18 protein-coding genes are annotated in these 24757 nt (G+C 64.2%); 10 read left to right on the forward strand and 8 right to left on the reverse strand.

The genetic code is table 11. The features are described from left to right. Nucleotides 1-5: 5 nt before the first annotated feature. The 5 genes from LUU90_RS05790 (at nucleotide 6) to LUU90_RS05810 (ending at nucleotide 4683) form a co-directional block, all read left to right on the forward strand. The gene (locus tag LUU90_RS05790; protein WP_275002378.1) at nucleotides 6-1118 is read left to right on the forward strand and encodes an HAD family hydrolase; all 1113 of its coding nucleotides are present in this window, start codon (nucleotides 6-8) and stop codon (nucleotides 1116-1118) included. Nucleotides 1119-1236: 118 nt separating this feature from the next. After that, nucleotides 1237-1449 carry a hypothetical protein gene (locus tag LUU90_RS05795; RefSeq protein ID WP_275002379.1) on the forward strand — a complete coding sequence of 71 codons (213 nt, stop codon included), beginning with the start codon at nucleotides 1237-1239 and terminating at the stop codon, nucleotides 1447-1449. 348 nt (nucleotides 1450-1797) lie between these two features. Further along, on the forward strand, nucleotides 1798-2631 hold the full coding sequence (locus tag LUU90_RS05800; RefSeq protein ID WP_275002380.1) for a phosphotransferase: 834 nt from the start codon (nucleotides 1798-1800) through the stop codon (nucleotides 2629-2631). Nucleotides 2632-3739: 1108 nt separating this feature from the next. After that, nucleotides 3740-4000 (forward strand): TraR/DksA C4-type zinc finger protein, encoded by a 261-nt coding sequence (locus LUU90_RS05805; protein ID WP_342469718.1) that lies wholly within the window; start codon nucleotides 3740-3742, stop codon nucleotides 3998-4000. Between the two features lie 149 nt (nucleotides 4001-4149). Continuing rightward, a complete protein-coding gene (locus LUU90_RS05810) occupies nucleotides 4150-4683 on the forward strand; it encodes a YcxB family protein (protein WP_275002381.1) in 534 nt (177 codons plus the stop codon). Between the two features lie 45 nt (nucleotides 4684-4728). Here the strand turns inward: LUU90_RS05810 and LUU90_RS05815 are convergent, their stop codons facing one another. Next, nucleotides 4729-5154: a hypothetical protein gene (locus LUU90_RS05815; RefSeq protein WP_275002382.1), complete on the reverse strand. Its 426-nt coding sequence runs from the start codon at nucleotides 5152-5154 to the stop codon at nucleotides 4729-4731. A 141-nt stretch (nucleotides 5155-5295) separates the two neighbouring features. On the opposite strand from LUU90_RS05815, the gene LUU90_RS05820 reads away from it, so the two are divergent. Beyond that, entirely contained in the window at nucleotides 5296-5820 is a 525-nt protein-coding gene (locus tag LUU90_RS05820) for a hypothetical protein (RefSeq protein WP_275002383.1), read from the forward strand. 791 nt (nucleotides 5821-6611) lie between these two features. On the opposite strand, the gene LUU90_RS05825 is transcribed toward LUU90_RS05820, so the two are convergent. Continuing rightward, entirely contained in the window at nucleotides 6612-7589 is a 978-nt protein-coding gene (locus LUU90_RS05825) for a hypothetical protein (protein ID WP_275002384.1), read from the reverse strand. A 327-nt stretch (nucleotides 7590-7916) separates the two neighbouring features. Here LUU90_RS05825 and LUU90_RS05830 point away from each other — a divergent pair, with 327 nt between their 5' ends. Continuing rightward, nucleotides 7917-9128 carry a hypothetical protein gene (locus tag LUU90_RS05830; RefSeq protein ID WP_275002385.1) on the forward strand — a complete coding sequence of 404 codons (1212 nt, stop codon included), beginning with the start codon at nucleotides 7917-7919 and terminating at the stop codon, nucleotides 9126-9128. A gap of 333 nt (nucleotides 9129-9461) precedes the next feature. On the opposite strand, the gene LUU90_RS05835 is transcribed toward LUU90_RS05830, so the two are convergent. Together LUU90_RS05835 and LUU90_RS05840 are read right to left on the reverse strand one after the other, a co-directional pair. Continuing rightward, nucleotides 9462-10079, reverse strand: a complete 618-nt coding sequence (locus tag LUU90_RS05835; RefSeq protein WP_275002386.1) for a hypothetical protein — start codon at nucleotides 10077-10079, stop codon at nucleotides 9462-9464. Between the two features lie 498 nt (nucleotides 10080-10577). Then, nucleotides 10578-12011 carry a hypothetical protein gene (locus LUU90_RS05840; protein ID WP_275002387.1) on the reverse strand — a complete coding sequence of 478 codons (1434 nt, stop codon included), beginning with the start codon at nucleotides 12009-12011 and terminating at the stop codon, nucleotides 10578-10580. Nucleotides 12012-12641: 630 nt separating this feature from the next. Between LUU90_RS05840 and LUU90_RS05845 the strand changes: the two genes are divergently transcribed. Then, complete coding sequence (locus LUU90_RS05845; protein WP_275002388.1) at nucleotides 12642-14546, forward strand: hypothetical protein; 1905 nt, start codon at nucleotides 12642-12644, stop codon at nucleotides 14544-14546. A 260-nt stretch (nucleotides 14547-14806) separates the two neighbouring features. Next, nucleotides 14807-15646, forward strand: a complete 840-nt coding sequence (locus LUU90_RS05850) for a hypothetical protein (protein WP_275002389.1) — start codon at nucleotides 14807-14809, stop codon at nucleotides 15644-15646. 444 nt (nucleotides 15647-16090) lie between these two features. Here LUU90_RS05850 and LUU90_RS05855 read toward each other — a convergent pair whose 3' ends face one another. The 3 genes from LUU90_RS05855 to LUU90_RS05865 all read right to left on the reverse strand — a co-directional run bounded on the left by LUU90_RS05855 (nucleotide 16091) and on the right by LUU90_RS05865 (nucleotide 19440). After that, nucleotides 16091-17083: a hypothetical protein gene (locus LUU90_RS05855; RefSeq protein WP_275002390.1), complete on the reverse strand. Its 993-nt coding sequence runs from the start codon at nucleotides 17081-17083 to the stop codon at nucleotides 16091-16093. Nucleotides 17084-17272: 189 nt separating this feature from the next. Then, a complete protein-coding gene (locus LUU90_RS05860) occupies nucleotides 17273-18277 on the reverse strand; it encodes a DUF4917 family protein (RefSeq protein ID WP_275002391.1) in 1005 nt (334 codons plus the stop codon). Nucleotides 18278-18498: 221 nt separating this feature from the next. Then, nucleotides 18499-19440, reverse strand: coding sequence for a hypothetical protein (locus tag LUU90_RS05865; RefSeq protein WP_253870470.1), 942 nt, complete (start codon nucleotides 19438-19440; stop codon nucleotides 18499-18501). A 1059-nt stretch (nucleotides 19441-20499) separates the two neighbouring features. On the opposite strand from LUU90_RS05865, the gene LUU90_RS05870 reads away from it, so the two are divergent. Continuing rightward, nucleotides 20500-24129 (forward strand): hypothetical protein, encoded by a 3630-nt coding sequence (locus tag LUU90_RS05870; RefSeq protein ID WP_275002392.1) that lies wholly within the window; start codon nucleotides 20500-20502, stop codon nucleotides 24127-24129. On the opposite strand, the gene LUU90_RS05875 is transcribed toward LUU90_RS05870, so the two are convergent. After that, complete coding sequence (locus LUU90_RS05875) at nucleotides 24088-24708, reverse strand: hypothetical protein (RefSeq protein ID WP_275002393.1); 621 nt, start codon at nucleotides 24706-24708, stop codon at nucleotides 24088-24090. The genes LUU90_RS05870 and LUU90_RS05875 overlap by 42 nt on opposite strands. Nucleotides 24709-24757 lie beyond the last annotated feature (49 nt).

The following is a 24757-nucleotide window of genomic DNA, read 5'->3' on the forward strand; positions in this document are numbered from 1 at the left end:
GTGCCGTGACTGCCACATCCGCTCGGGTGCTCGTTGCCCTGGATATCGACGGCACGCTGATAGACGGCGATCGGCGGATTCCATCCGGGACGGTCGAGATGCTGGATTTTGTTCGTGCGGCCGGCCACGAAATTGTGCTCGCCACGGGCAGATCCTTGGCGGGGCTGCTGCCGATCGCTACCCGGCTGGGACTCGCCCACGGCTGGGCGGTGTGCTCAAACGGAGCCCTGACCATTCACCTGGACCCGTCTGCACCGTCCGGCTACGACATCGTCGAGGCCCGCATGTTCGATCCCGCACCCGTCATCCGGCGCGCCGTGGACGTAGCGCCGGCCGTGCGGGTGGCGATCGAGGAGATCGGGTGGGGCTGGCGCACCAGCAGCCCGTTCGAACCGGGTGAGCTCAACGGGCACCAGAAGAACGTCCTGCTGGCCGATCTGATGGCAGAGCCCGCGACTCGCATCGCGCTCACCGCCCCTGATCTTCGCCGCTATAGCGACACCCTCCGCGCCACAGGGGTCACGGTGGCCCCGCAACGGGCTGACTGGCTCGACATCACCGCACCCGGCGTCAACAAGGCTGTCGCCCTCGACGCGGTCCGCACCCACCTGGATATCCGCGCGGATCGGACGGTGGCGGTCGGGGACGGTGTCAACGACCTCGACATGCTGGCCTGGGCCGGACGCTCAGTCGCGATGGGACACGCGCCAACGATCGTGCGCAGCGCCGCCGACGAAACCACCGGCACCATCGACCAAGCTGGCGCCCTGGCTGTCCTGGCGTCCCTTGTCCCTGCTGTGGACGATTCACTCTCCCCGCTCGCCGCGCAGATTGCCACCGCCGAGCAGACCGCTCCCGGACCGGTCGTGCTGCGGGTATGGCACGGCATCGGATCGGACCTGGCTCGATGTGAAGCGTGGACCCTCCAGGACGGCCGCTGGGTCAGGCACGCACCGATCCCGTCCGGTGTGGGCATCACGATGCGTGCGATCGAGACCGCCGCACTAGAGGCGGGCTTGCCCTACCCGCGTGGCGACGAGGGCCGCCGTCGCGCGCAATGGCGCAGCGTCACCGGACACGGCCCGGCCGGATTCGAACTACCCCTGAGCGGCCTATAGCCGGTCCCCACTGATCTTGCGGCTGGGTGGCGCCCCAGACCCCCGCATCACTACCCAGCCGCAAGCCCGCCCCTTGCGGGCATGTCCAGCACCACCCCGTACAACGAGGAGGAAGCACATGACCACCACCACCGCACGCGAACTGCGAGAGGGCCGCTCGCTCGTCGACCCCGACCTGTTCCACCGACTCGTCCAGCGAGTCGCCGAGGAACACGACCACGACCTGAACATGGCGGCCCGCGTCGTCGACCAGGCCCTCGCGTTCCTGGCCACCAGCGCCACCCACCAGGGCCGACCGCTGTCTCCGTCAGAGATCGTGGACCCGGGATAGCACGAGTTCATCCTGCACACCGTTGACTACGCTGCCTTCTGCGAGCAGGTCGCCGGCCGGTTCCTGCACCACGTCCCCACCGACCCCCAAGATCCGACCACCCGAGGTGAGTCCGCGCACGAGGCGATCCAGTACACCGTGGACGCCATCGCCGAAGCCGGGTTCTACGTCGACACCGACCTATGGCCCACCGCGCACTCCGTTGCCTGTTCCCAGTGCCACCAGGGCTGCACCAGCTCCACCGCACCCTGACCCACCACTAGGAGCCACGAGGAGACGATGCACCGCCGCTCATGGGAGGAGCTGCCCACCGCACTGCGCCACGCCGTCGAGGCGGGAACCGGGCCAGTGCTCCGTACCGAGGCGCCGTCGGCGGGCCGCAACTCGACCTTCGCCGCGTTCCTGCACACGGCCGACGGGACGGTGTTCGTCAAAGGCGTTCCCGACTACGACCGGCTGGTGACCGTTCATGAGCACGAGATCCAGATCAACACCCGACTGCGAGACGCGGTGGATGATGCGCCGCGCTTGCTGTGGGTCGTGCACTCCGAGGGATGGCTGCTCGCCGGGTACGAGACCGTGCCCGGCGAGCACGCCGACCTCACACCAGGATCACCAGACATCCCGGCGGTGGTCGATGCCCTCTCGCACCTCGCACAACAGCTCACCCCGAGCCCTGCGGCTGGTGCGTCGCCGCTCCGGAAGAGGTACGCGCGCCTGGCGGGCTGGCAGTGGCTCGCGGACAACAACGCGGACCAGCTCGACGCGTGGGAGATACAGCACCTCGACCGGCTGATCCAGTTCGACCACAAGGTGCCGAGCAGCCTGCTCGGGGACGCCTTGGTCCACGGCGACATCCATCAGCTCAACCTGCTTGTCTACGGCGACCAGGTTCGTCTGATCGACTGGGCCTGGTCCCGGACCGGACCACCCTGGGTCGACGTCGCCCTGTTGGTCGCCCGGTTGATCGGCGAAGGGCATGAGCCCGCCGAGGCCGAGCACCTCGTGTCCGGCACCTGGGGCATGCAGCACGCCAGCGCGACCCCGGATGCCATCACGGCGTTTGCTGCAACCCTCTATGGCCAGTGGCGCCGTCTTGCCGTCGAGTACCCAAGCCCGCATCGAGAGGTGGCGGTTCGTGGCGCACGGCGCTGGATTCAGCATCGGTTGTCTTCGGGCTAGCAGCTTTGCCATGCTCGGACGCATCTGACCCTGGGGCCATCGGAGATCGCTCGAATTGAGTTCTGACGCTCCCGAAGTCCTGTTCCGGCTCAGACGTTGAAACGTGTCATGTGGCCCTGACCTCGTGGTTCACCGTCGGGCTGGGTGCCTTGGGGGAACTGTGGGGGAATCGGGCCGGTCTGCCGCTCCCGCTGGCGGGAGCCGTTTGGGACCTCGACGGATTGGTCGTGATTCGCGAGGCAGGACTCGTGCCTGCTCGAAGTCGAGGTTACCGGTCTACTTCTCCATCGACGGGTCGCCCGCGCGGCGGGATCGCCAACCGCCAATCGTGATGCCCGAATCCGGGTCGCCCTCTGGCAGGTCGGTCCGGGCCTCATCGCTTCCACGGTGTAAACCATGGAAGTTGCCCTGACCTGCATCGACGCCCCCTGGAGATGCGCACGTGGGCATCCCACGGGCATTGGAGGTTCGCGTGCTGGTTCATGGGTTCAGGGTCCCACGCAGATGCGGCACCTACCAGCGTCATGACACCCACGACGGCACCATCACCAAACTCGTCGCCGCGCCGTGCTGCTTAATGGTTCGATCGGCGAGATGGCACTCAGGAGGTTGGGCTGCGGTTCGACGGCGGCTCGCGCATTGTGCCGAGGTGATCGTGTCCACCGCCCCGGTGCGCCTGCCCGAAAGTCGCGGGTGGGGTTCTTGCTCCTCGACTCAGCGCCCAATGGAAGCTGCACCCAGACGCGGTTGCCCCTGGCCATCCCCGCGCACCCACACAGGCGGCGGTTCAGCACGTTGTTTCCCATTGGCGCCGGCCTCGCCGATCACCCGCCACTGCCCCTGGTCCTGACCACCCACGTTCGTGGCTCGCAGCAACCTCAGGCCGATACGGGTCAGGAAGCCATGGGGAGTAAACGACGGCGCCCCCCGCCGAATTGAGATCCTGGCGGGCGACCGTCGCCGGTAGCCTGCGAGAGTCAACAGGCCCGAGATTTGTGAGGAGGGCGGCGGGAGAATGCCTCCGATTGCTGAGATCCATGGGCTGTTGATCGCCGATCGCCAGCGCACGGCCGACCTGATCTCCTCTCTTTCCGCCAACATTGCCTCGATGGTGGAGATCGCAGCTGACTGCGTCCGACGACGAACACGACCCCGAAGGATCGACGATCGCCTTCGAGCGCTCGCAGGCGAGCATGCTGCTTGCTGCTTGCTGCGGCAAGGAACCACCTGGCCGACGTGGACGCCGCGCTCGCGAGGATCGCCGCCGGCAATTACGGCTAGCGAACGCTGCGGACAACCAGTCGCAGGTGACCGTCTGCTAGCCCGGCCCACGGCCCGCACTTGCATCAGCTGCGCCTCCGCCCGCTAACTGACACCGCGTTGTCGACAGCAGGTCGACATCGCTCGCGGCGCGAGACCCGTGGCAGGACCTCGAGCGCCTCTGCGACTCCTAGCGATCGCTGGGACGAGTGGCTAACCAGGCGCACGAGGGCCGGGTAATCGTGGCAAACTCCGCACGTGAACACTGAGAATTCCATCAGCACGCGGGCGATCTCCGCTCAGTGGAACCCTGAGCCGCGCGACATGAAGGCACTCGTCCGCTCGGCTGGGGTGCCGCGTGGGCTCATGCTTCTCTTCGTCGTAGTTTGGGTGCTCGGTATGCTGCTGGCTATTGGCTGGCGGTACGAGCCCATCGGCCGAGCCATCTCCACACTGCTGCTGCTCGCACCGCTCACGTTCTTGGTCTGCCTTTTCCTCGCCCAGATTTCGTTGCCCCGCTGGACCTGGAAGACGCAGCGAGGCGGCCGGCGTCCCACGAGCTGCCGGGTCGCACCCGATGGCATCACTGTGGAACAAGACGTCGTGACCTCGAGGTACACGTGGGGTGCGGTCGACCTCGCGATCGAGTCCACGACGGCGTTCGTGCTCTACGTCTCGCCAGCCGTTCTGTCGACACCTGTCCTGGTGCCGAAGCGAGCGCTACGACCCGAAGACATCGCGCCAATGCGAGACCTCATCACCACGCACGCATCGCGATTCCGCAAGCGCTGAGCCGGTTGCGCACCACGCCTGCCTGATCGAGCAGTCCACAGGTGATCAGCCCTTGCTCATCGCAACTTCGTACGCCGTGATCGCCGCTTCGATTTCTGCCTCGACCTCTCGCCGTCGAGCGCGCCGCAGAGCGCCCACCTCGCCATTGGGCAGATCGGCTTGTTCCAGATCACGGAAGCGGAGCAGGGCAGCGAGGATCTGTTGCTGCTCACGCTGCCCGACCTCGTACTGTGCCGCGAACCACCGGGGATCCGTCGTTGCTCGCGACCGACGCTCCACAACGAAGTCGTGCTGAGCCAACGCCGCGACAAGGAACCTGCCGGCCTGGCGGTCAAGATTCAGCGCCGGACAAGTCAGGAGCTGAATCGTCAAGTTCGTCTCCGTGTGCGACGAAGGGGCCTGGAGGTCATCGGGCACGTCCCACGTCTCGGTCACGTAGTCGAACCAGCTAGGACCATCATCTCCGAACACGCCTGCCCCCTTCTCACACCATCGAACGGCCGTCACGCGCTTAGTTTCACCCGCCGAAGCCGTTTCGCGATGTAACGCGTCGTGCGACCGTGACACATGGCCTTGAGTGACTGGACGGGTGTGGTCGGCGCCCTTGGTGGCGTGGCGATCACGAGCGTTGTCGCATTGGTCACCGCGAGACTCTCACACACCTGGCAACGCGAGGCGCGGCACGACGATCGCCGACAGGCGAGGGCTGACCTCCGACGCACCTCTTACGTGGACTTCCTCACGCAGACCCAGAAGGTAATTGACGACGCCACCGCATGGATGGAGAGCACCGGCGCCGATCTGCAGCCGACGGAGCGGCTAGCAGCCTTCGCCAGTGACCTCGGGGCGTGTACACACGAACGAGACTCGCGTGAAAGGAACATGAAGCTTGTGGCCGGGCCAGAGGTTAGGGCCGCAATGGAGGATTACGATGCATGGTTTCGACGGGCGCTCAAGGAGACCATTCTTCAGCAAAGACCCGGATTCAAGGATTCAGATGATCACGAGAGGGCTCTGATCGAAGTCATGATCAACGAGCTCGATCGAGAGTTCGAAGTCAAAGACGAGTCCCCGCCGCCGAGGTGGAGGTTCTGGGGCAGCCCGAGAGGTTTGCGTGGTCACGAGGCTGATCCCTAAGCAGCGGTACGGCCGGCCTGCGAAGACTTGCCCCGGCGCGGACACACTCGCTCGACAGACCATAGAATCCCAGACTGCCAGAACCGGCCGCCCGAAGTAACAGCAACCCAGGTCGCTCGGAAGCGCGAGCGGCTCAGCGGTGAACCGACGCATCCGTAGGCTATGAACCAGAAGCGAAGTACTTCTCCGTGTGATCTCCGGGTGGTGATCGTCCGACCTGGTCAAACCCATTCTGGCTGGTCAGAGCTCCGGACGCATCGCCGGGCTCCCGTATCCAGACGTCGCTGGACGTCCCTCAGCGTACCAAAACGTGCCATAAGCGTGCCGCGATCACCCCCTTCGGGGCCGACGCCCGGAACGTGGCACGGTTCAGCTCTCTGACCTGCTCGAACACGTGGGAACGTGGCACGAATTGGCAGCTGACCTGGGACTTCACTACACATCAGGCTGCGGGCGACTGCTCCGGCGGGCTCACCACGCTTGGCTCAAGAGCGCGAGGAGCGGGGCCTCCCTACCGCAGCAGGGATGGGCGATGTCGATCGACCGCCTATCGTTGGCGCCGGTGGTGGGCGCAACCACGCCAGATGATTTCCGGTTGCCGCCCACGAAAGGCCGTCCCCCTCTCGGGAGACGGCCTTTCACGTGCACTCCAGCTGCGGCGCTAGCGCGAGGCGCAACGGCGCCACTGCTCCCACAGCAGGTTAGGCACCAAATCCTCGATCACGAGCCCGCAGCCTGCCCCGAACCGGCAGGTCAGGCATAGCGGACACGCCGACCGTTCTAAGCGAGGTCTAAGAAGGATTTGACTCTAGGTAGGCAAGGATGCGGTGCATCGCACGGATCGCCTGTATGGCGTCGGGCTGCTCAACTCGTGTGTCACCCTCATGGACGGCGACATGGCGCTTCCCGTACAGAGCATCACCCGCAGTCGTGACATCAGCGGGAGCGTCATCAAGCCGACGCTTCACATCGGGCCCACGTCCGCCACACGCCGTCTCGACAGCGAGCCGCGCGGAGAGCACGGCCTCCCGATAGCGGCTCCTGTCGAAGTGCGACTGCGCAGTGCGCGCGTGCGCCTCGGGCGCGGACTCTTCTATCAGCACGCGGAATGCATCCCGGTACGCAGTGTCGGGTGTCGGACCAAGCAAGTAGGTAAGTTCGGCACCGTCTTTGAAGAGCGCCACGTCGTATGAGTCTGTAGCCGCGCCTCCGGAAACCAGCACGTAGTCGTCGAAGCCATCCTTCTCATAGAGGTTCGCCATGTGTGTATTGGCGCCTGTGAATTGCGGGCTATTGAGGAATGTCAGCAGGTGGTCCTGGTTCTTGCCGTACATCTCGATCTTCCGGCCGGTGACCTTCTGCCGAAGACGCAGGCCAAGGGCCCCATCCTCGGTGGAGTATTCCTCGATGTATGCCCACACAGAGGTCGGAGGGGATGCGACGTCCGCCGTGACGATGTGGACCTTCACCGAGAATCTCTCAAACGCCACAGCAATCTCTTGATCGCTTTGCCTCACGATCGGCGCAGAGATGGCGATGTGCTCCGCACGACTCCGCGGCTCAACGAGGCCGCCTCCATGCGCGTAGCAGTCCTGCAACAGGTTCGACAGCGGCGCGATTGACCTGAACGTCTGCTTGTCCGTCAGAACCCGCACGAGCCGTTTGGTCGACTTCTCACGAAGGCGGAGATCAGGGATGCCGACCGCATTCTCGAACCGCTCGATGTAGCACTTGACGACGCCGGAACTCTGGACGCTACGAGCAGTCACCTTCGCTGCCCGAGCAGCGCGTCGCGCCTTCGAGCTTGATGGGCTCATCCCAGTGCCTCAGCTTTCGGCTTGGTGGTCAGGATGATCCGCAGGCTATCTGAGAACGGGCGCTGGCACTTGCCCGGCATACCAAGCACGAGTCCTCGCGCGCCACCCCGCTGAACTCACTCGACGCTGGACATCCCGGGACTGCTGCGCACATGCGGCGTCGGCCACGCACACCGCTCCCTGAGCAACGCCGACCTGGCGCGGACCCACTACCTGCTCATCCCATTCCTGACCGCGCAGGTGGGTGGGCTGAGGATGGCGGCGTAACTTGTCGAGGTCATGCCCGGCGCGTGCAGCCAAGGCCAGCAGGTCATCAGCCAGCACGACGAAAAGCCAGAACTCGGGCGCCTTCAGGTCGACTCGGCTTGTCTGTCGGTGGCGGATGGTTGGATATGGGATATGCCCGTTTACGCCGACCAGATCCGCCCGGCCAAGCTCGTCCTCGCCGCTCTGTCGACGATGGTCCTGGAAGACCTCGGCCCGCAGGGCGGCATCTCCTGGTGGAGGGACCTGGACGCACCGCGATCCATCCTCATCGCGGACTACTTGGTCGGCCTGACACACTCCACCGCATCGAACCTCGAGCAAACCGTCATGCACCGCGACAAGCTCAAGTCCGCGTGGACCACTGAAGGCATGAGGCTCGGCGCACGGATTCGAGCCGGTCAGGGAAAGCCCGAGATGCTCAGCCAGTTGACTGACCAGGACCAGAACCGATCGGTCGAAATTGATGCGCACCTGTCCGGTTTCTTTCGTGCAACCGGTAGCGTGCTAGACACACTTGTCGGACTCATCGTCGGCACGGCCGGGCTGGCCACACCACTTGTGCGCGCCGACTGGGCCATAGTCCGCAAGAGCGCCGACGAGAAGAAGGTCAAGACCTTCCTCACGGGCACCGACGGCGGGCGCAGGGCTCAGCTCGACCTCTTGGAGAGGGTTCGTGTTCTTGCGGCCGATGGTGGCGATTGGCTCGACTGGACGCTTGATTTCCGGAACACCCAGGTCCACCGAGCCACCCGGACAACGCTCATGATGCGCGACCCCAAACGCGCAACGGGCATCGTGAACCCGCTGCCCCGCCACCCAGCTCAGACCGAAGGTGAGAGCCTCGCCATCACCTATTCGCGGGCAATAGAAGAGGCCATGCTGACCGAAGATGCCCTCGATACGCTCAACTTCATTTTCCACCACCTGCACGAACTCACCGTCCAGGTGACCAGGCTCTGCGTCAACGTCTGGCAGACCCGCCGCGACGACCCCGTACTCATCGCTCAACCTTCCAAGCAGTGGCCGAAGCTGCTTCAAGGAGACCAGCGACACTTCGCAGGAGCGGTACCGGATGGACGACTCCCTCGCGGAAACACGATGCTGGTCGGCCCGGAGGGAGCCATGCGCCTGCAGAGGGGTCTCTTCCTCGACGAGCACCGCCGCACGTGGCAGCGGTGGCTTAACGAGGATGCTGAAGAGTCGCAGGCTTCGTCACCGAAGTAGGAGTTACACACTGGTCGATGTCTTCGACCAGGCGGGCCAGCCGCGAGGTTTTCGATGCCACCTCTAACGACGCAGTGTCGTCCTGACCGGAATCCTGGGTGCCGTCGGCTATGGTCGCCAGCCCCGCGCCGTGCCATTCACGGAAGCTGTCTGGACCGTCGACGACGCCGACATCCCGCGGTGCCCGAGGTCGAGGCCCCCGCCGAGTCCGCGGTATATATCGGGACACCGATGCATGATGCCCACTCCTTGCGTTCCGGGTACACCGCTGGACTTGCACGTGCGGTTGCTGCAGGCGCATCCGCTTCACACAGCGCGCAGAAAAGCATTGAATCACTCGGGCCCGGGCGCGATGCCGTAGAGCGGATCCATTCGCACCAAACGCATCACGAGGGGTTCATATCCGCGCACCACAACGCGCCCCAATGCCTTCAATGTCCACACGAGGATGAGGCGGTCCTTCGACTCGTAGACGCGCCTCAATCGCTCAGGCGTGTCCTTGCTCATCCCAACATGCACGCCGCCCTCATCGTGGGCGACATGACGCACCAGCCATTTCAGAGTGATCTCCGGTGAACCCAACGAGAACAGTGGTGTCCCGAGCAGATCGTGGTGCGATCCTCGACGTGTCCACGACTCGTCGATCAACTTTTCGGCCTCATCACCGAGGTTGAGCGCTGTCACGGCCACGGGGTCCAGCTCCCACTGCAAACTCCCGGACGCCCTGACCTCGTGCCCGTATGCGACGAACCACCGGAACTCTGGAGAGAATCCCACGAGCTTCGCCGCCCTTGGCCCCAGGGGTGAGCTGTCGGTCAAGAGCCGCCGAAGCAAACCTGCGGCCTGCCCCACGTCATACTCGGACGCGTTGAGCCGTGTGCGCACCCGAAGATCCTCGACAGCGTCAACAAATGCGCGGGTCAGCCGAATCTCTTGGTAGGTCGCGACCATGACTCAAACTGTCACGGTTCAGTGCGGATCGGTCCAGGATGAATATCTGCAGCGTCGACCCCAAAGCCATCCGAGCGGATGGCGATCCAGAGCTTCGCAGCACCCGGCATACCAACGAGAACCCCGTCATCGGTGCCGCGGTCCTCGTACAGGATCGAGAAGAGTGGCCGCTGCCGGAGCGCTTTGGTCCGAAACCAGATAACGAGCTCAACTACCTACTCGAACCGCCGGCCCCCTGCATGCGGCGCTCGCACACGGGACTCGGTGGGAGACCTCGGCAACTCTCGGAGAAACACCGCTGACCTCGGACTATCCCGGAATCTGGCGGTTCCTCGTGAGTCGATACTACCGCGGAACTTCGGGGAAACTCGTGGGTTCTCGGTCTCTCAAGTGGTGAGTTTCTGGTGAGCACCGGCCAGTTCGCGGCCTTGGACCTCCTCCTTGCACCCTATGGATGTCGCACCGCGCCCCGGGAGCCCGGGAAGCCACGGCGGTACCTCAGATCGTCTCGCGGCTCACTTCGATGGCATGGACCTGGCCAAGAGCGGGATGCTCGTCCACGCCGACGGCATTCCAAGAAACAGGCACGGCTGGACCACTCGTGTCTTCTTCCGTGAGCCTGGTCAGTCTCCACGGTTCGTGCGGCGCAGGAGCGAGTACGGCCAGCTCGCCGTCGATGTTGTCCGACTCCAGCAGTCGCAGAAGGTGGCCCGGCTCGGCGAACCCCACGCGTGGTGAGACGAGCTGAGCCGGACCGACATCGACGCGCCAGCCGCAGATACTCAGCTCGAATTCTTCCTGCAGGATCTGCATGGGGTTCTGCGTGGCGATGAAACGCCCCATGTCAGCTGGCAAGCTGCCGTCCTCGCTGATCCGCAGCGAGACCCTCAACCACTCCGGGACCAGGACACAGGCGCCTTCGATCACCAGGCGGGCCAGGCGCGCCTGAACCCGGTCGTACGTCGTGTACGAGGCCGGCATGCGCTTGCGCACTCCCAGGTGCCTTTCGATGGCAGCGAGGTCTTCGACGAACTGATCGATCGCCTCAAGCGCATCTTCGTCGGGGTCCTCGAATCGGTCGATGGTGAACGCCGCGGCGACCTCACCATCACGTCGAATGACGACTTCCCCGGCGTCGCGGCAGATCGACCTTCGCAGTCGCAGCGCCTCGACGGCGTCGGACACCATCAGGCCGTCCACGCTCAGATGGACTTCAGCACCGCCCGGTTCTCCGGCACGGCGCGGAAGCAGATAGCGGATCGTGAGCCCGCCGTAGAAAGTCAACTCCAGGGTCCCGCCTTCGAAACCGCCGCCGACGTGGGTCACGACCCCGTCGTGCTCTCCGAGCACACCGTTTGCGGCTCGCAGCTCGATCGAGAACCGGTCCTCGGGCCGCGGGCGCTTCGTCGCCGCGAGAGCCAGCATCCTCGGGCCGCCGATGCTGAAGAACTCGGGCCCGGTCACCTTTGAGACCACGACCGGGACCTGGACGGGCTCGCCCACGCCATACCCGATCGACCGCCGAAAGGCCGCCCGGTCCTCCTCCGAGGCTGTCTCGGGGTCGAGGGAGAACGTAGCGACGATCGGGCTCTTCTCGGGCGCATCCGGGGACTTCGGCCGGAGCGTCATCGTCGTAACGCCGTTCTCGATGCGAAAGTCTGGTGCCCAGTACAGGTCCATGTCGGCGCCGCGAGCTGCCAGCAGCCGGACGCGCTCGGCGAGGTCGTCCGCGTCCTTGATGACCGCCGTCGTCACCTGGTACTCGCCGGCTGCGTCGAGGACCGTGTCACGTTCGAGATAACGCCGCACGTCGTCGTGCTCAGCAAGCAGTACATCCAGGCCGACTTGATCGAGAATCTCGATCAGCGGCCCTGTCTCACCGCCCAACCCCTCGACGAACGACCTGTCCCCCGGTGTCAGCTTGCAGGGCACGACCAAGACCCATCGCTGGGGGCGGTGGCGCGCTGCCTGGTCGAAGGAATCGCGGATGTGCCGCTTCCTGCTCGACACCCCCAGCCCGCGGTCCGGGTAGTACTTGAACTGGTAGATCGTCAGCTCCCCCAGCGCCGTCGTGACCTGGAAGTCGATCCCAGCGTCACCACCGCGGCAATCGGGCGAGAGCGCAGTCGCTCCAGGCTGCGCCCCACTTCGCCCAAAGAAGCCTCTCGACAGCCATGTCGAACCGCCCTTGGCCTACCCGCCGCCAGTCGATCACGAGCACGACGCTACCCGCGGTGACTGACACGACAGGCCCTGGCGTCCCACCATCAGGAATCTCGGCGCCGCAGAGCTAGCTTGCGGCGCAGATCGGCGTGACTGCTGACCGGCGACGTCGAACTTCGGGTGTGGAGATCGGTTGCGATCGACGGGCAGAATTGCCTCTTCGGTCCGAATGAGGTCGCCCTCCGACCACGTGATCGATCTGCGGATCGATCGGTTGCCGTCGCCCTTCTTGCGTGGACGTGCACCTGTGCTGTGCCGGTCGTTCGCGAGCTTGCGTCTGGCCCGCGCCCGCAGGACGTCGAGACGAGGAATGTTCAACCCATCAACGATCGGAGCGCAATGTTCAGGGACTACAAGGTCAGCAGCCACTGGGCGGACGACGACCCCGCGTGGATCAAGTCCCTCGTTTCCTCGCTCGACCGGCGCCACGGTGCCAGCAGCATCATGCCCCTCACGAGTGTCGTGGACGAGATAGCCGCCTGGGTCGACATGGCGAGCGGCGAGGAAGCGTGGGCCAAGCGCACCAACCACGGATACCTGCGTCTTGAACTCGACAGGTCGACCGGCGCGCTCGGTGCGGCTGTCCGCGCGGTGGTCTCGGCACCCCTGTCGCGGTTCGAGGCCGCCTTCACGCGGTTGGTAAACAGCCCGAGGACTGTGCTCGTTCATGCGCCAGGTTCACGTACCGATGCAGTGTGGACGGACCTGGCCAGCAGCGCGAAGGACCTCTTGACCACGCTCGAGGCCGACGGTGCGACCACTGCCAGCTGGGACGACCTCGTGACCGCAGCACGCGACCGCTCACTGTCGGCGCGCCAGTACCGGCCGATTGCAGACCTTCTGTTCGACCAACTGCAGCGACGCGGACACGACTCCGAGTCGATCTTCAACACTCTCGCCTCCCTGGTCGCCTACGGGCCGGAAGCAGAGGAAAGCCCGCTTCACCATCTGGATGTCCCGACCGAAGACCGGATCGCACGGGCACGTGTCACGGTGAGCAGCCCGGCGGAGGTCGAACCGACCGTGGTGTGGCTCGGGTACCAGGGTCATGCCTGGCTGACCCTCAGTGCTGGACGCGTGTCATTCATGGATGCGCAGTGGCACGTCCCGAACGCACGGCCGGATGGCCAAGGCTTCGACCACAAACCTGAGCTGTGGGATCTGGTGAAGGACGGCTACCAGTTCAAGGTGGCGAAACTGGTCGACGAGGAGTCCGACGTAGACCTCCTGGTGCGCGTTGACCTCGGAGAGACAACGGCGGCCGGCGCGGTGAAGCGTGCCACCGACATGGTCGAGACGATCCTGAACGTCTCGATCCACAGTTTCGGCGGTATTCACCCCGACCTGGTTCAGCACGCCGTCCTGCGGTCCGGCCGCCAAGCAGCGTGGGGTTCCGTAATCTCGCGTCGGGAGACCGGCTTCCCAAACGACAGCTACGGTGCACACCTGACCGGCGAAGCGGTCGAGAGGCACGGGCCGCGCATCGCACAAGCCCTTAGCCGGGACGAACTCCCCCGCTACCTAGCCGCCGCGATCGAGGTACAGGTGATCGCCGACCATCCCTTCAGCCGCGACATGGCCCTCCGCAAGCCGTCCGAGGCCGACATCCGAAGCATCGTCCCGCTCGCCGACCGGGTGGTGCAGCACGTCGCAGCACACGCCGCCATGAGTCCTGACGACGCCTTCACGGAGCTGCGGCAGCACTGGCCGCACACCAGATGGACCGTAGACGTGCAGAACGCGGTCGGCATGTGTCTCCTCGGTGGAAGCACACAGCCACAACTGACACAAGACCTCAGCAGGGACTGGTTCGCGACAAGCCCGTCACGCCCCTGGGTTCTCTTCGTCGCCGACCGCACCGGCCAACTGCTCTCGGTCTGCCAGGTGGAACACGAACGAGCGTGGATCACCCGGATGCTGCGCAGCGTCACGGACGCCGCCGTCTACGCCGAACTCGTCCAGGAATACACGGCTGAGGCCGAGATGCTGGAAGGGAGGCGAAAGCGAGTGCGCAACGGCTTGGTCCATGGCAATCCCACGAGCTTCGCGATGGTGAAGTCCGTCCGGGAATACGCCAGCTTCCTCAGCAGCAGCGCACTCTGGCGGGGGCTGGAGTCCTACATCGAGGTGATCGACCCTCGCACCGCCCTGACCTCGCTAACTCCGGAAGCCGCCGCGATGCGATCTGGTCAGGATGCCGCCACGTATTGGCGCAACCGGATAGCCAGCCAGCCCTCCTCCTGAGTCCCGCCCAGCCCAGCCCAGCGTTGCGTTGCGTGATTGGACAGTTTCGACCACTCCCCGACCCGTCACCCGAGCCTCGATGACCGCGGTCGCCGGCGGTCCAGCGCGCTGACGTGGGCTACGGGACGTCCAGATCGCCGCACGCGCCTACCATCGGTGCTGTGGATCAACTTCAGGACGGTGTGCCTGTGGCTGTGTATCGCCACCTGCCCAGGAGTCCAAGGCTCAAGGACCCTTTGCCTCCAGTCTACGAGGGCACCGTGTACCACTACACAAGCCTTGCCGGCGTACACGGGCTCATCGGGTCCAAGGTTGCATGGGCGTCCTCCGTGCAGGACCTGAACGATCCGAGCGAGCGGCTTTACGGATGGGATGTCATACGTGGGCGCTTCGCCAGCCACCGACCGCCGGGATCATCGCACGCGATCGGCGAGCTGAAGACGATCCTTGAACAGGCCGATGAGCCGGGCGATTGGTATCCACAAGCGTTCGTCCTCTCAGCTTCCATGGTCGCGGACAGCCTCACCCAGTACCGCCTCTACGGACAATGTCAGGTTGCGTTCGCCGGAGGGACCTGGGACGCCAGTCCCCCCAACGGCCACCGACAGCTACGGGATCTTATGGCTGTATGGCGACCGGTCTTGTACGGTCCCGCCGCCGCGATGGATTACGTCGACCGGATGCTCGCAGCCGCGGCCTCCATCATGGACTCTGTCGCCCCGGAGGATTACACGGACGAGACTCTGGTCGCGATGTTTGCGCTTGAAGTCCTGGCCCTGCATATCAAGAACCCAGCCTACGAGGACGAGCGCGAGGTGCGCTTGGTCTTCTCTACCGACGACAATCTGAAGGTACGCGTCGGCGACAATCGGTTGATCACCTACCTCGAAGCACGGCCAGTCCACGATGACGGCCTAAACCACCATGCCGAACCCGAACTCGTGGAAGCCGTGCGACTAGGCCCGCTCGCGGGTGGCAAACGCAGTGCCGCGGCTATTCGCATCCATCACCAAAACAGCACTGGCGACCCCCGCCGATTCTTTGGAAGCGATGAGCGAAAACTTGAAGTCGCTTTGAGCGAGACGCCATACCGAGGTTAAGCCAGCCAGCCCAGAGACCATCGACTCGTAGGCAAAGCGGCTATGGGGATTTGGGCTGGCACACCCACCTGAGTGGACAATGGGTGGACCGAATTACAACCGCAAACCTCTGGACCTAATCGGCCAAGAAATCGACGCCACGATAAGTCGGTGGGATTCGGGCGGAAGCCCTGAATCACTAGGGCGAACGGCTGCTCGCCGACTACATCGTACCGGATTCCATCGGGTTGGTACCAGACTCATTCGGGCGCCAAATAGATGGGTGGGTCAAGACCTGAATCTCTCGTGCTACATCCACGCCCGGCGCAGGTGCGCGCTCGGCAGCCCGACGCCCGCAGGCTCTGGGCGATCGAGGGCGAGCACCGCGGCGCTCCTGATCGTGCCTATCGTCCTCGTCGCCAAACTGACGATCGCCGAGTCACCGTGAAAGGCAACCCCGACTCCCTACCGCAACTCAAGGTCCGACTGACGAATGTCGATGCCGTCGTATCCGGATGTCTCCAACACTTCCGCGAGCCACGTCCTTGCCTCGTCAAAGTCGTTCCTCGGGCTGACGTAGACCGCCTGAATCGGCAGCAGGCTGTAGCCGGCTTGGAAGACCGCTGGCTCGTGGTGATCCCAGTCGGTCGCGAAGCGATCTGCGCCTGTCGCACCAGTCAGACGGAGGATCTTCCTTTCACCGACCTGTTGGATCCCACCGCTGACGTGGGAGCGGGAGAGGGCGTAGCGAATCTCGTCCTCGAACGAAAAGATCTCGTTCTTGATCGTCGCGGCAGCGCTCGTGTAAATGCTGCTAAGCCGATCACGCAAGAACTGCGTTCCGTCGAAATCTTCGTCGCTCCAGCCCGGCTGGCCGACTGCCCACTCCTGGATGAAGCCCCACAGTCCTCGCTCGGCGGCGGTGAGCTGCTGCTCCTCGCCGTAGTGCATCGAGAGCCACCTCAAAGGGAGCTCATCGTGGAAGGTGAATGACTCTTCGCGCGCCTGCCCCACGACGGGCAGCCTCACGCCTTTCGGGATTCCGATCGAGAAGCCGTCCTTGCCGCCATACTCCTCCCACTGCTTCTTGATGTCACCGTTGCGGGAGAAGCAGCAGGCGAAGGCACTACCGACGAACAGGTCGCTGCTCGCCCGCTCGACCCACTCTCCGATCTCGTCCCAGTCGTAGCCCGGCTCGTCTCGGGGATCCCACTCGTCGACCAGCTTGGCCCAGGCGCGAGCTACCACCTGGTTGCCGTTCTTGAGTTCACCCTTGTCGCAGAACCCCTCGACGTCCATTCCCCAGAAGGCATGCTGCGTCAGGATAGATTCGGTGGTCTTCCGGTCCCGGTAGTGCCACACGAGCTCTCCGTCATCGACGGAGGAGTCCTCGTCAGGGCTGGTGGAGTCGTCTGGCTCGTCCTGTCCATTTAGGTCGCCAAGCCGCACGTTGGGCATGTCTCAGAACTTAGTGCTTGAGCCAGCAGGCAACCAGGCCGACGATCGCCAGCCGTCTCCGAGTTGGCGCAGGACCGTTCAGTACCCGATGGCGCGCCGGTCGAACGAGCGGCGCGTGCGCGTGCGCGTGCGCTCGGATCTTGCCCTGCACCCGACCCAGCCGTAGAACCGACACCGAGAACTTCGAAGCTAGAAATCAGCCGTGGGAGCGTCCACAGCTAGTGCTGGGTTGCCCAGCGGGTGCGTCGTGGCATCGAAGAACCGGGGCTGGAGCCCACGGAACTGATCGTAGAGTTCCGCCTTGCGCCGCTGCACCGCCGCTTCTCCCCCAGGGCGGACAGAAAAGGCAATGCGCCTTCCTGCCGTATGCCCGACGCGGAGCGCGTCACGAATGTGCTTGTCTTGAATCGACAGTGAGTGGCCGAACACAACGATGTCGCCGGCGTCGGCAGTTAGTGCATTGAGGCAATGACTCAAGTACGGAGAACGGCGAATGGTCCGCGACTTCTCCTCGGATGTACCCTCGGACACAAACAGTGGCCTGATCTGAGAATCTGGGCGGTATTGGGATGCAATCTGGCGAAGACTCCGACCCTCTCGACTGGCCCACTTTCCGTTTACCCCGTCATCGTCCTGCCACAGGTGGATCGCACCATGGAGGTAGTAAACGGTTGTCCGCGCAAACAAGCCTGGGTTGAACCTGAGCTCGTCCTGGCCCGAGAACAGATCCGTCGTACCCTGCAGATGCTGGCGATCCCCACTCATCAGGGACCAGTAGATGAGCAGGTCGTAGTTAGTCGTGAAGACCGCTGAGTGAAACTTCAATGCATCCGCTACGACGGTGGCACACTCGTCACTAAGGAGCCCCCATTCCATGTGTGCATCGTTGACGACGTTGAACAGACTGTCCCGAATCTCGTCGTAAAGCGCGCCCACCGCGTCAACCGGCTTTCTCAGTGCTTGAAGGACCACTCGCGCGTGCTGGATGTACTCAAGCGCCGTCTCGAAGTTGGTACCAACCGGCCCGAATATATGTCGTGCTGAGACACTGAGGATCGCCTTCTCAAACAGGCTGTCGTACCCGAAGGCTGGCCAAATGTTCATGCTCGCACCGTTACCAAACAGGAGCGTGGGCCAGCTGCCGTCCGAACTCAAGTCCGACCAGCTCTCCAGTTCAGCGTCGATTGCCGTCACGCTACCGAGCGTACTGAGCGTTGCTGCCACCCTCAGCCGATGAGCGGGTGAAGACGCCACCAATCCAGGAGCGCACCGACTCGGCAGCCTGAATACGCCGCCTCCGACGGCGGGCCGACCGCGACGTCAGCGGTACGTACAGCATGTGCGCGGCTTGCCGATCAACGTGGCGCCGAGCAACGCCCGGTGGAGCACAGACCGTCGAGTCGCCGAACGAGGTTTCAGTCCCGCTGCCACGGGGGCACATTAGAAACCCCGTCGGGAACCCATTGTCGCGGATGCCTACCCTCGGTGGTATACGCAAGCGGATCCTCCCCGACTCGCTTTGCGAGGGCGGCAGCGAATGCCAGACGATCGACGACATAGTCCTCGAATCCATCTTCGGTGACAATGTCGAATTCAAAGAGCCCGTCGACGTTCTTACTCTTTAGTTGCCGGACCACCGTCGCCCAACTTCGCTGTTGCACCTTATATTCTGAACTTGAAGCGTCAACGACGTACAGGGGACTTCCAATGAGGACAACGGGGAAGTGCAGACCAAACTCTGCCCATCCAGATCGCTGACCACCGGTCGGTGGTGCGACCCTGCCGCGCAGAGGTTCCTGGGATGCCAGTAGCGCCTTTGCGAGCGGATAGACCAGCTCAGTAAAAATTCCACTGTTCGAGGCACCCCACGCCCCTTGCCGCTCACGCTCAAGCCGCGTCAGCTGAGTCAGTCTAAAGTTGTCGTCTCCGTGTTGCACTGCGAGAGCGCGAAATCCCATCAGCCCCCAAGCAGGGAAATGAGACACCAGCATATTATCGCCCTGCATTTTCTCTGACCAGATCTCCTTGGTCGGGAGTGCATGCTGCCTTGGATTCTTCTCGAACCGCGCCTCGGGCATTGCGTAGCCGATCCCAGCGAACGGCAACGCGCTCTGCTTACACTCCACGAGAAACCGGGCCGTTACCGTGACTCGGGAACGCTCGTCGCACATTAGCTCCTTGTAGGAAAATACGTCTAGCTCACGGGATATGGTGGGAGTATCTGGATCTTGATACGCCCATCCGATGTGTGGTTCCATTCCGTTAGCAGCGAGCACCCTGAGTGCGTGGTGCTCCAGCAACCATCCAGCTCTTGTTACCGCGCTCAGCAGCTCTCCGTCATCTGGCCATTGCCCCATGCGTCGATCGTATGGCCAGGTCCGCCCGAATACGGCAGTTCGGGCATCCCGCCTTGGTCCGCTGTGCAGCTAGCCGCAACGCTGGACGAGTGTCGATCTGCCGGTGCCGGTGGGAATGGTGTCTCCGAGCAGCGGGACGCGGCGCTAATTCAAGAGCCCAGCTTTGACTCGTGCGCCGAGCATCCGGCGCGGTACGGTCCCGTGTGCTTCGCGAGCCGGGAGAATTAGGGTCCGCCGTCTGGTACACGCCTCAGCCCAGGCCTGAAACACCGCCAGCCCGACGACGCCGTCCCCAACGGTGGAAGCAAGATGTCGTGGCGCTGATTGGGCTGGCCCGTCGACTCTCAGCGTAAGCCCATAGTGCTGCGTCGGAAGCTGGCGGCGAGGGAGAGCCCGGCTTCGTCTGAGCATTTCCAGCCCGCTGAATGCGCATTCCGACGTCGGCTGCGTTCAGCGCGACTACGATCAGCTCGACCCCCTGGCGCCCTCGGCTCCGTGGTCGCCGTGCCGACGCGGACAGCGCGGCAGCAAAGTCGCTCCCTCGGATGGCATGAGGATGGCCTGGTCGGCCTCGTGGAAACCTGGGACGATCCCCTGGTGGCGGGAAAAGGCGGGAAGCGCGGCCCGAAGCGGGCTGTGGCTCGGCCGCGGAAAGGACCAGCACATGGCACGACGGTGGCGGCGAACTCCCCGCACCCGAGTTCAGTCACGGAACAGGGCACCCGGAGTGACGCATCGGTCGGGGGCGAAGCCGCTGCCGCTCTGTGGACAGAGTCTCGCTCCGGGGCGACAGCTGGCCGCGGATTCCACTACCAGGATGCTGTAGGTGCATGGCTTTGTGGGCAGCTTCTAGACGGCTCACTCGATTTTGACCGCGTCGTGCCTGAGGGCGATGAGGACCTGTCATGCGAGGGACCCCAGAGCTGGGACGTACAGGTCAAGTCTCGCCAGGAACGCATCGGCGACTTCTCTGCATCCGAGGTCGCGGGACATCTGCTTGATATTGCAGAACGACGTGCGCGGCGTGAGGCGGCGGGTATCTCTGGCCAACCTGTCCTCGTGCTGGAACGCCCCGTAGACGGGGAGCTCTTCGCTCAGTGGGGCACACCGATTGACGCGCTGCCGAACGACCACGCCGTTTCTGTGGCTCTCCGCCGCCTGGGCTCCCGCCGAGGGCTGACCGATCCCGAGATTGAGTCGGTCGCTCGCTTGGTGAGCGTTTTCGTCCTTCCGTGGCGAGCCGCCGCGGAACAGGCGCGTGGGGCTGTCGCATCGCGTCACGGTTTGTTGCCGATGTCAGCCGAGCCCGTGGTCCTGGCGTTGAGGGACCAGATAGCGGCAAGGTCAGATGCCAACGCTGCTGCCACTCGCGCAAATCGCGAGGGGCTCGATCGCACGTCCATTGAGCGCGTCTGCGTCGAGGTCATAGGGATCCTGGATCAGCAGGCGCTCCAGGAAGCGCTGACGAACAAGTTGTGCGAACCAGCGGATTTCGACTCACCATTGGCAAGCCCGGGCTTCTACGAGGGCGTGGCTGTCCAGCCGGGTCACATCGCAGCAGGTTTGCCAACACCGCGCCCCGATGTCACCGGGCGAGTCGTGGCGGCCCTGGAGAGAGATACTTCCGTACTTGTGACGGGACCGTCCGGAGTCGGCAAGTCGACGGTGACGTGGGCTGCTGCCTATTCGACGCGCCACATCCTCTGGTACCGCGTCCGGCGGCTACGCGAGTCAGACGTCAACGCGATCGTTCGCCTGGCACGCGCGTACCGCCCGTCAAGTCGGTCACCGGTCGGATTCGTCGTTGATGGTGTGGCCGCCGGTGCGCTCCAAGCCTGGGACGATCTGCGTGGCGAGCTCGCGACCGTCCCCCATGTCGTCCTACTCGGTTCCGTACGAACTGAAGATCTGCTGCTACTGCGTAGCACTGCAGAGTCCACGACGATCGACGTCCGGCTCGACGAGGCGGTCGCGGCCCAGATCCACGCGGGTCTCCAGCGTTCCGGTGCTACAACGACCGCCCACTGGCGAGAGGCGTACGACGCGGCAAACGGTCTCACCCTGGAGTACACCCACCTCCTGACCAGAGGTCGGCGGCTACAGGACGTGCTGACCGAACAGGTCCACCGACGGGTCATAGAACAGCGAGACACGGAACTGAAGATCATCGCACTGGTCGCAACTGCTCACCGATGGGCAGTCGACCTGCCTATGCGAGCGGTCCAGCGGCAGATCGGTGCACCGGACTCAGATTTCCGAGAGGCTCTTGCGCGTCTCAACGAGGAGCACCTCGTGCACATCGACGGCACGCAACTGACCGGCCTGCACCAGCTGCGCTCCACGGCGTTGTCGGTGGCCGTCCACGACGTGCCGCCACCGGCCCTCCAAGACTCTGTCGAGACGATCCTGGCAATGTTCGACGACGTGCAACTGCAGTCGTTCATCGTCGGGGTGCTGAGCGACGTTCCCACGCTCAGCGACTTCGTTGTCGCACGGTCCCTTGTGGAACTTGAACGCCGTAACACCCCAGAAGCTTGGACTGCGACGCTTCAGGCACTTCGAATAGTTGACTTCCAGCAGACCGCCAGCCGATGGTCATTGATCCTCGAGAAGCACGGTGTCCAGCCTGCACTCCGGTCGGTGACTCTCCAGCTTGCACTCCTCAAGAACAAGGCCGACCTCGATCTGAGGCCCGAGATCACCGCCGCGGTCTCCGAGATTGCTCCGGACTCGTCAGGCCCGTCACCCCTGCGAGACGAACTCGTCCACACCGCCGGCATCGCCGAGCTCTCGGACGTCCTCGCGACCTGCAGCGACGTACCGAGCGCGCTGAGACTCCTCGGGGTACTCGCAGGCACAAATCTCCGCCTCTCCGATGCGATCAGGCCCTGGCCCCAGGATTGCTCGCTTGTCGTGATGCTCACTGCGGCCTCAGGGGAACAGCTCGGCGATATCCTTGCCGCTGCGATGGATGTGTCGCTGGAGACTGCCGTGGCACTGTACGAAGCCGCTGGCGGACAAGAGTCCGTATTTAATCGGCTACGGGCCCACACACCGTTCCTTGTCGAGGTCAGCGTGGTGGAACGCGCCGACGAACTCGTTGGCTACGCCCGTCTGATGCACATTTCAGACCGCGCTATCCCCGACATCGATGCGGTGGTGCGCACCTTTGCGCGGATCATGCTGCGATGCCTCCCTCAGTGCCTCTCCGTCGACGTTCAGGCACTCCTCCCAGGAGAGGTCCCCCTTCATATGGGCGACCTCACCAGCGGGATCAGTCAGCTCTCCCGCCGCTACGACCACGCGACAACCGCAGTCACCTGGAACCGCATGCGACCCCAGATCACAGCCCTTACCTCCGGTGCAATGCAACCGACAGAACGGGCACTGATCGCACGAACCCTCGTGGCCGACGCCTGCCGGTACCTGGACCAATTGACACGAGCCTGGTGCGTGTCTCGTGGTCGCCCTGAGGAGGCAGCTGAGATTGAGTCCCAGCGACAGGCCTTGCGATCGCGAGCCGACAAGTTAACACTGCCGATCGACCGTGCCGACCTGTTCAGCGTCGCCGCCGACGGGACAGCGCCAGCCCCCCGGAACGATGCCCTGCATACCCTGATCCAGGGCATCGTGGACAACCTCACGCCCGAACTACAGTCCCTCGACCCCGGCTGGGCCCGCTTGGTCGGGTTCACCGGAGACACACTCCGGAAACTCGCCGCACGCACAACGGAAGACGAGCGCTGGGACCTGATCGACGAGGCTGCACCGCTCGAGCTCCAGCAGATGGACGAGATGCTCGCCGACCTTCACGCAGTGCTTGCCGAGCTGGCTTGGGGCGATCTCACTCCCCCAGCAATTGTCTCCATAGCCCGTGAAGGTCCGTACAAGACTGCCCTGCACCGTGTAGCAGACCGTGCTCGGGATTCTGCCGCAGCACAACTCACGAAGAGGATCGAGCAGTTGCGGGCCGCCGCACACGATGAGGGGCTCGACATCCAGGTCTGGGTTCGTCCTATGGACGAACCTGCGGCCCACGAATGGCCTCCTGAGCAGATCGCCATCGGCGTGCGCCAGTCAGCTATACACGAGTGGGCCGAGTCTCTCGCAAAACTCACCGCCATACTCCAGACGTACGATCAGTCCTCTGACGGCGGTCGACCGCCAATCCTCTTGGTCCCACTTGTCGCCGGGCGTCCAGTGCGTGCCCTCGCACGCCAGATTCAGTTCTCTATTCTGCCCAATCCGGAACTCTTCGATACGTGGACCGAACAGCTCGGCCAGCCCCACGACACGCCACTCACCGACGCGGTGAGCGCAGCACACCAGGCGCTTCAAGGGCTGTCTGGTCTCGCCGCACTCACTGAACGGCGGCCGGATGTCACGTCCCTGCAGGAGTTCGCTGACCAGGAGCAGTCCCGGTTCCTAGCGGCATTTCACTCGATCACCGAACTGGACGACAGTCAGGTTGTCGACGCCGTCGCCCGCCACGTCGCTGCTCTTGGTGAGCGCGTTCAAGGAGAGTTCGGCGAGCCGGTGGGCGTCTCCGACACTCTGGCCGCCGGTATCGCGACAGGCACTGTAACGGGTTCATCCGTCGACATGACGGACCTCGATCGACTCTTGACGATCAGCCTCCAATGGGACCTAGACCCAGAACTGGCGACGCGTCTCCTCAGCGACACGTGAGCGAGTACGCCAGGCGCGAGATTGCAGGTCCTCGGCCCATAGTCGATGACCGCACTCGGTTGGTGGCTCGACATCCTCCGCCCGTAGCGCGCGCTCCATGAGCTGGTCGAAGTTCAGGGTGACGAAAATCCGCAGAAGACCGGACTTGGCCAGGCGGGCAAGCGCGATGTGCGCGGGACTGGGCTGGGTGGAGCGCGCATCCTGATCGCGCGGATCCGGCTCGAAGAAACTGCGAAGGATGGCCTGCCGCTCATGCTGAGTAGGAGCCAGCTCCTCCAGCAAGCCCTGGTAGGTGGGATCTGTGCCGAACTGCTCGCGATACCACTGGTGAGGCGATCCAGAAATAGCAGCGCGGCGCATGACAGCGATCCGGCGGATCAGCTCCTCCTGCACGCCCCAGGCTGAAGGGACGCCCGCGGCAATGGATACCCCGGCGCCCGGGAGCACAGCGTGTGAGCTCGGCACCGCCTGTAGCGCGCTCGCCAGCATCAGGATCGGATCAAAAGCAGACCCTCGAACGTGGTCCGCCACCCGTCCTCCCCCGTCCGCATCTGGCGCCGGAGCCTCGGTCGTTGTCATGAGCTGACCGTACGGCCCGCCACCCACATTCCGGATTCCACGTGCCAAG

Source organism: Promicromonospora iranensis, assembly GCF_028994775.1.
GTDB lineage: Bacteria > Actinomycetota > Actinomycetes > Actinomycetales > Cellulomonadaceae > Promicromonospora > Promicromonospora iranensis_A.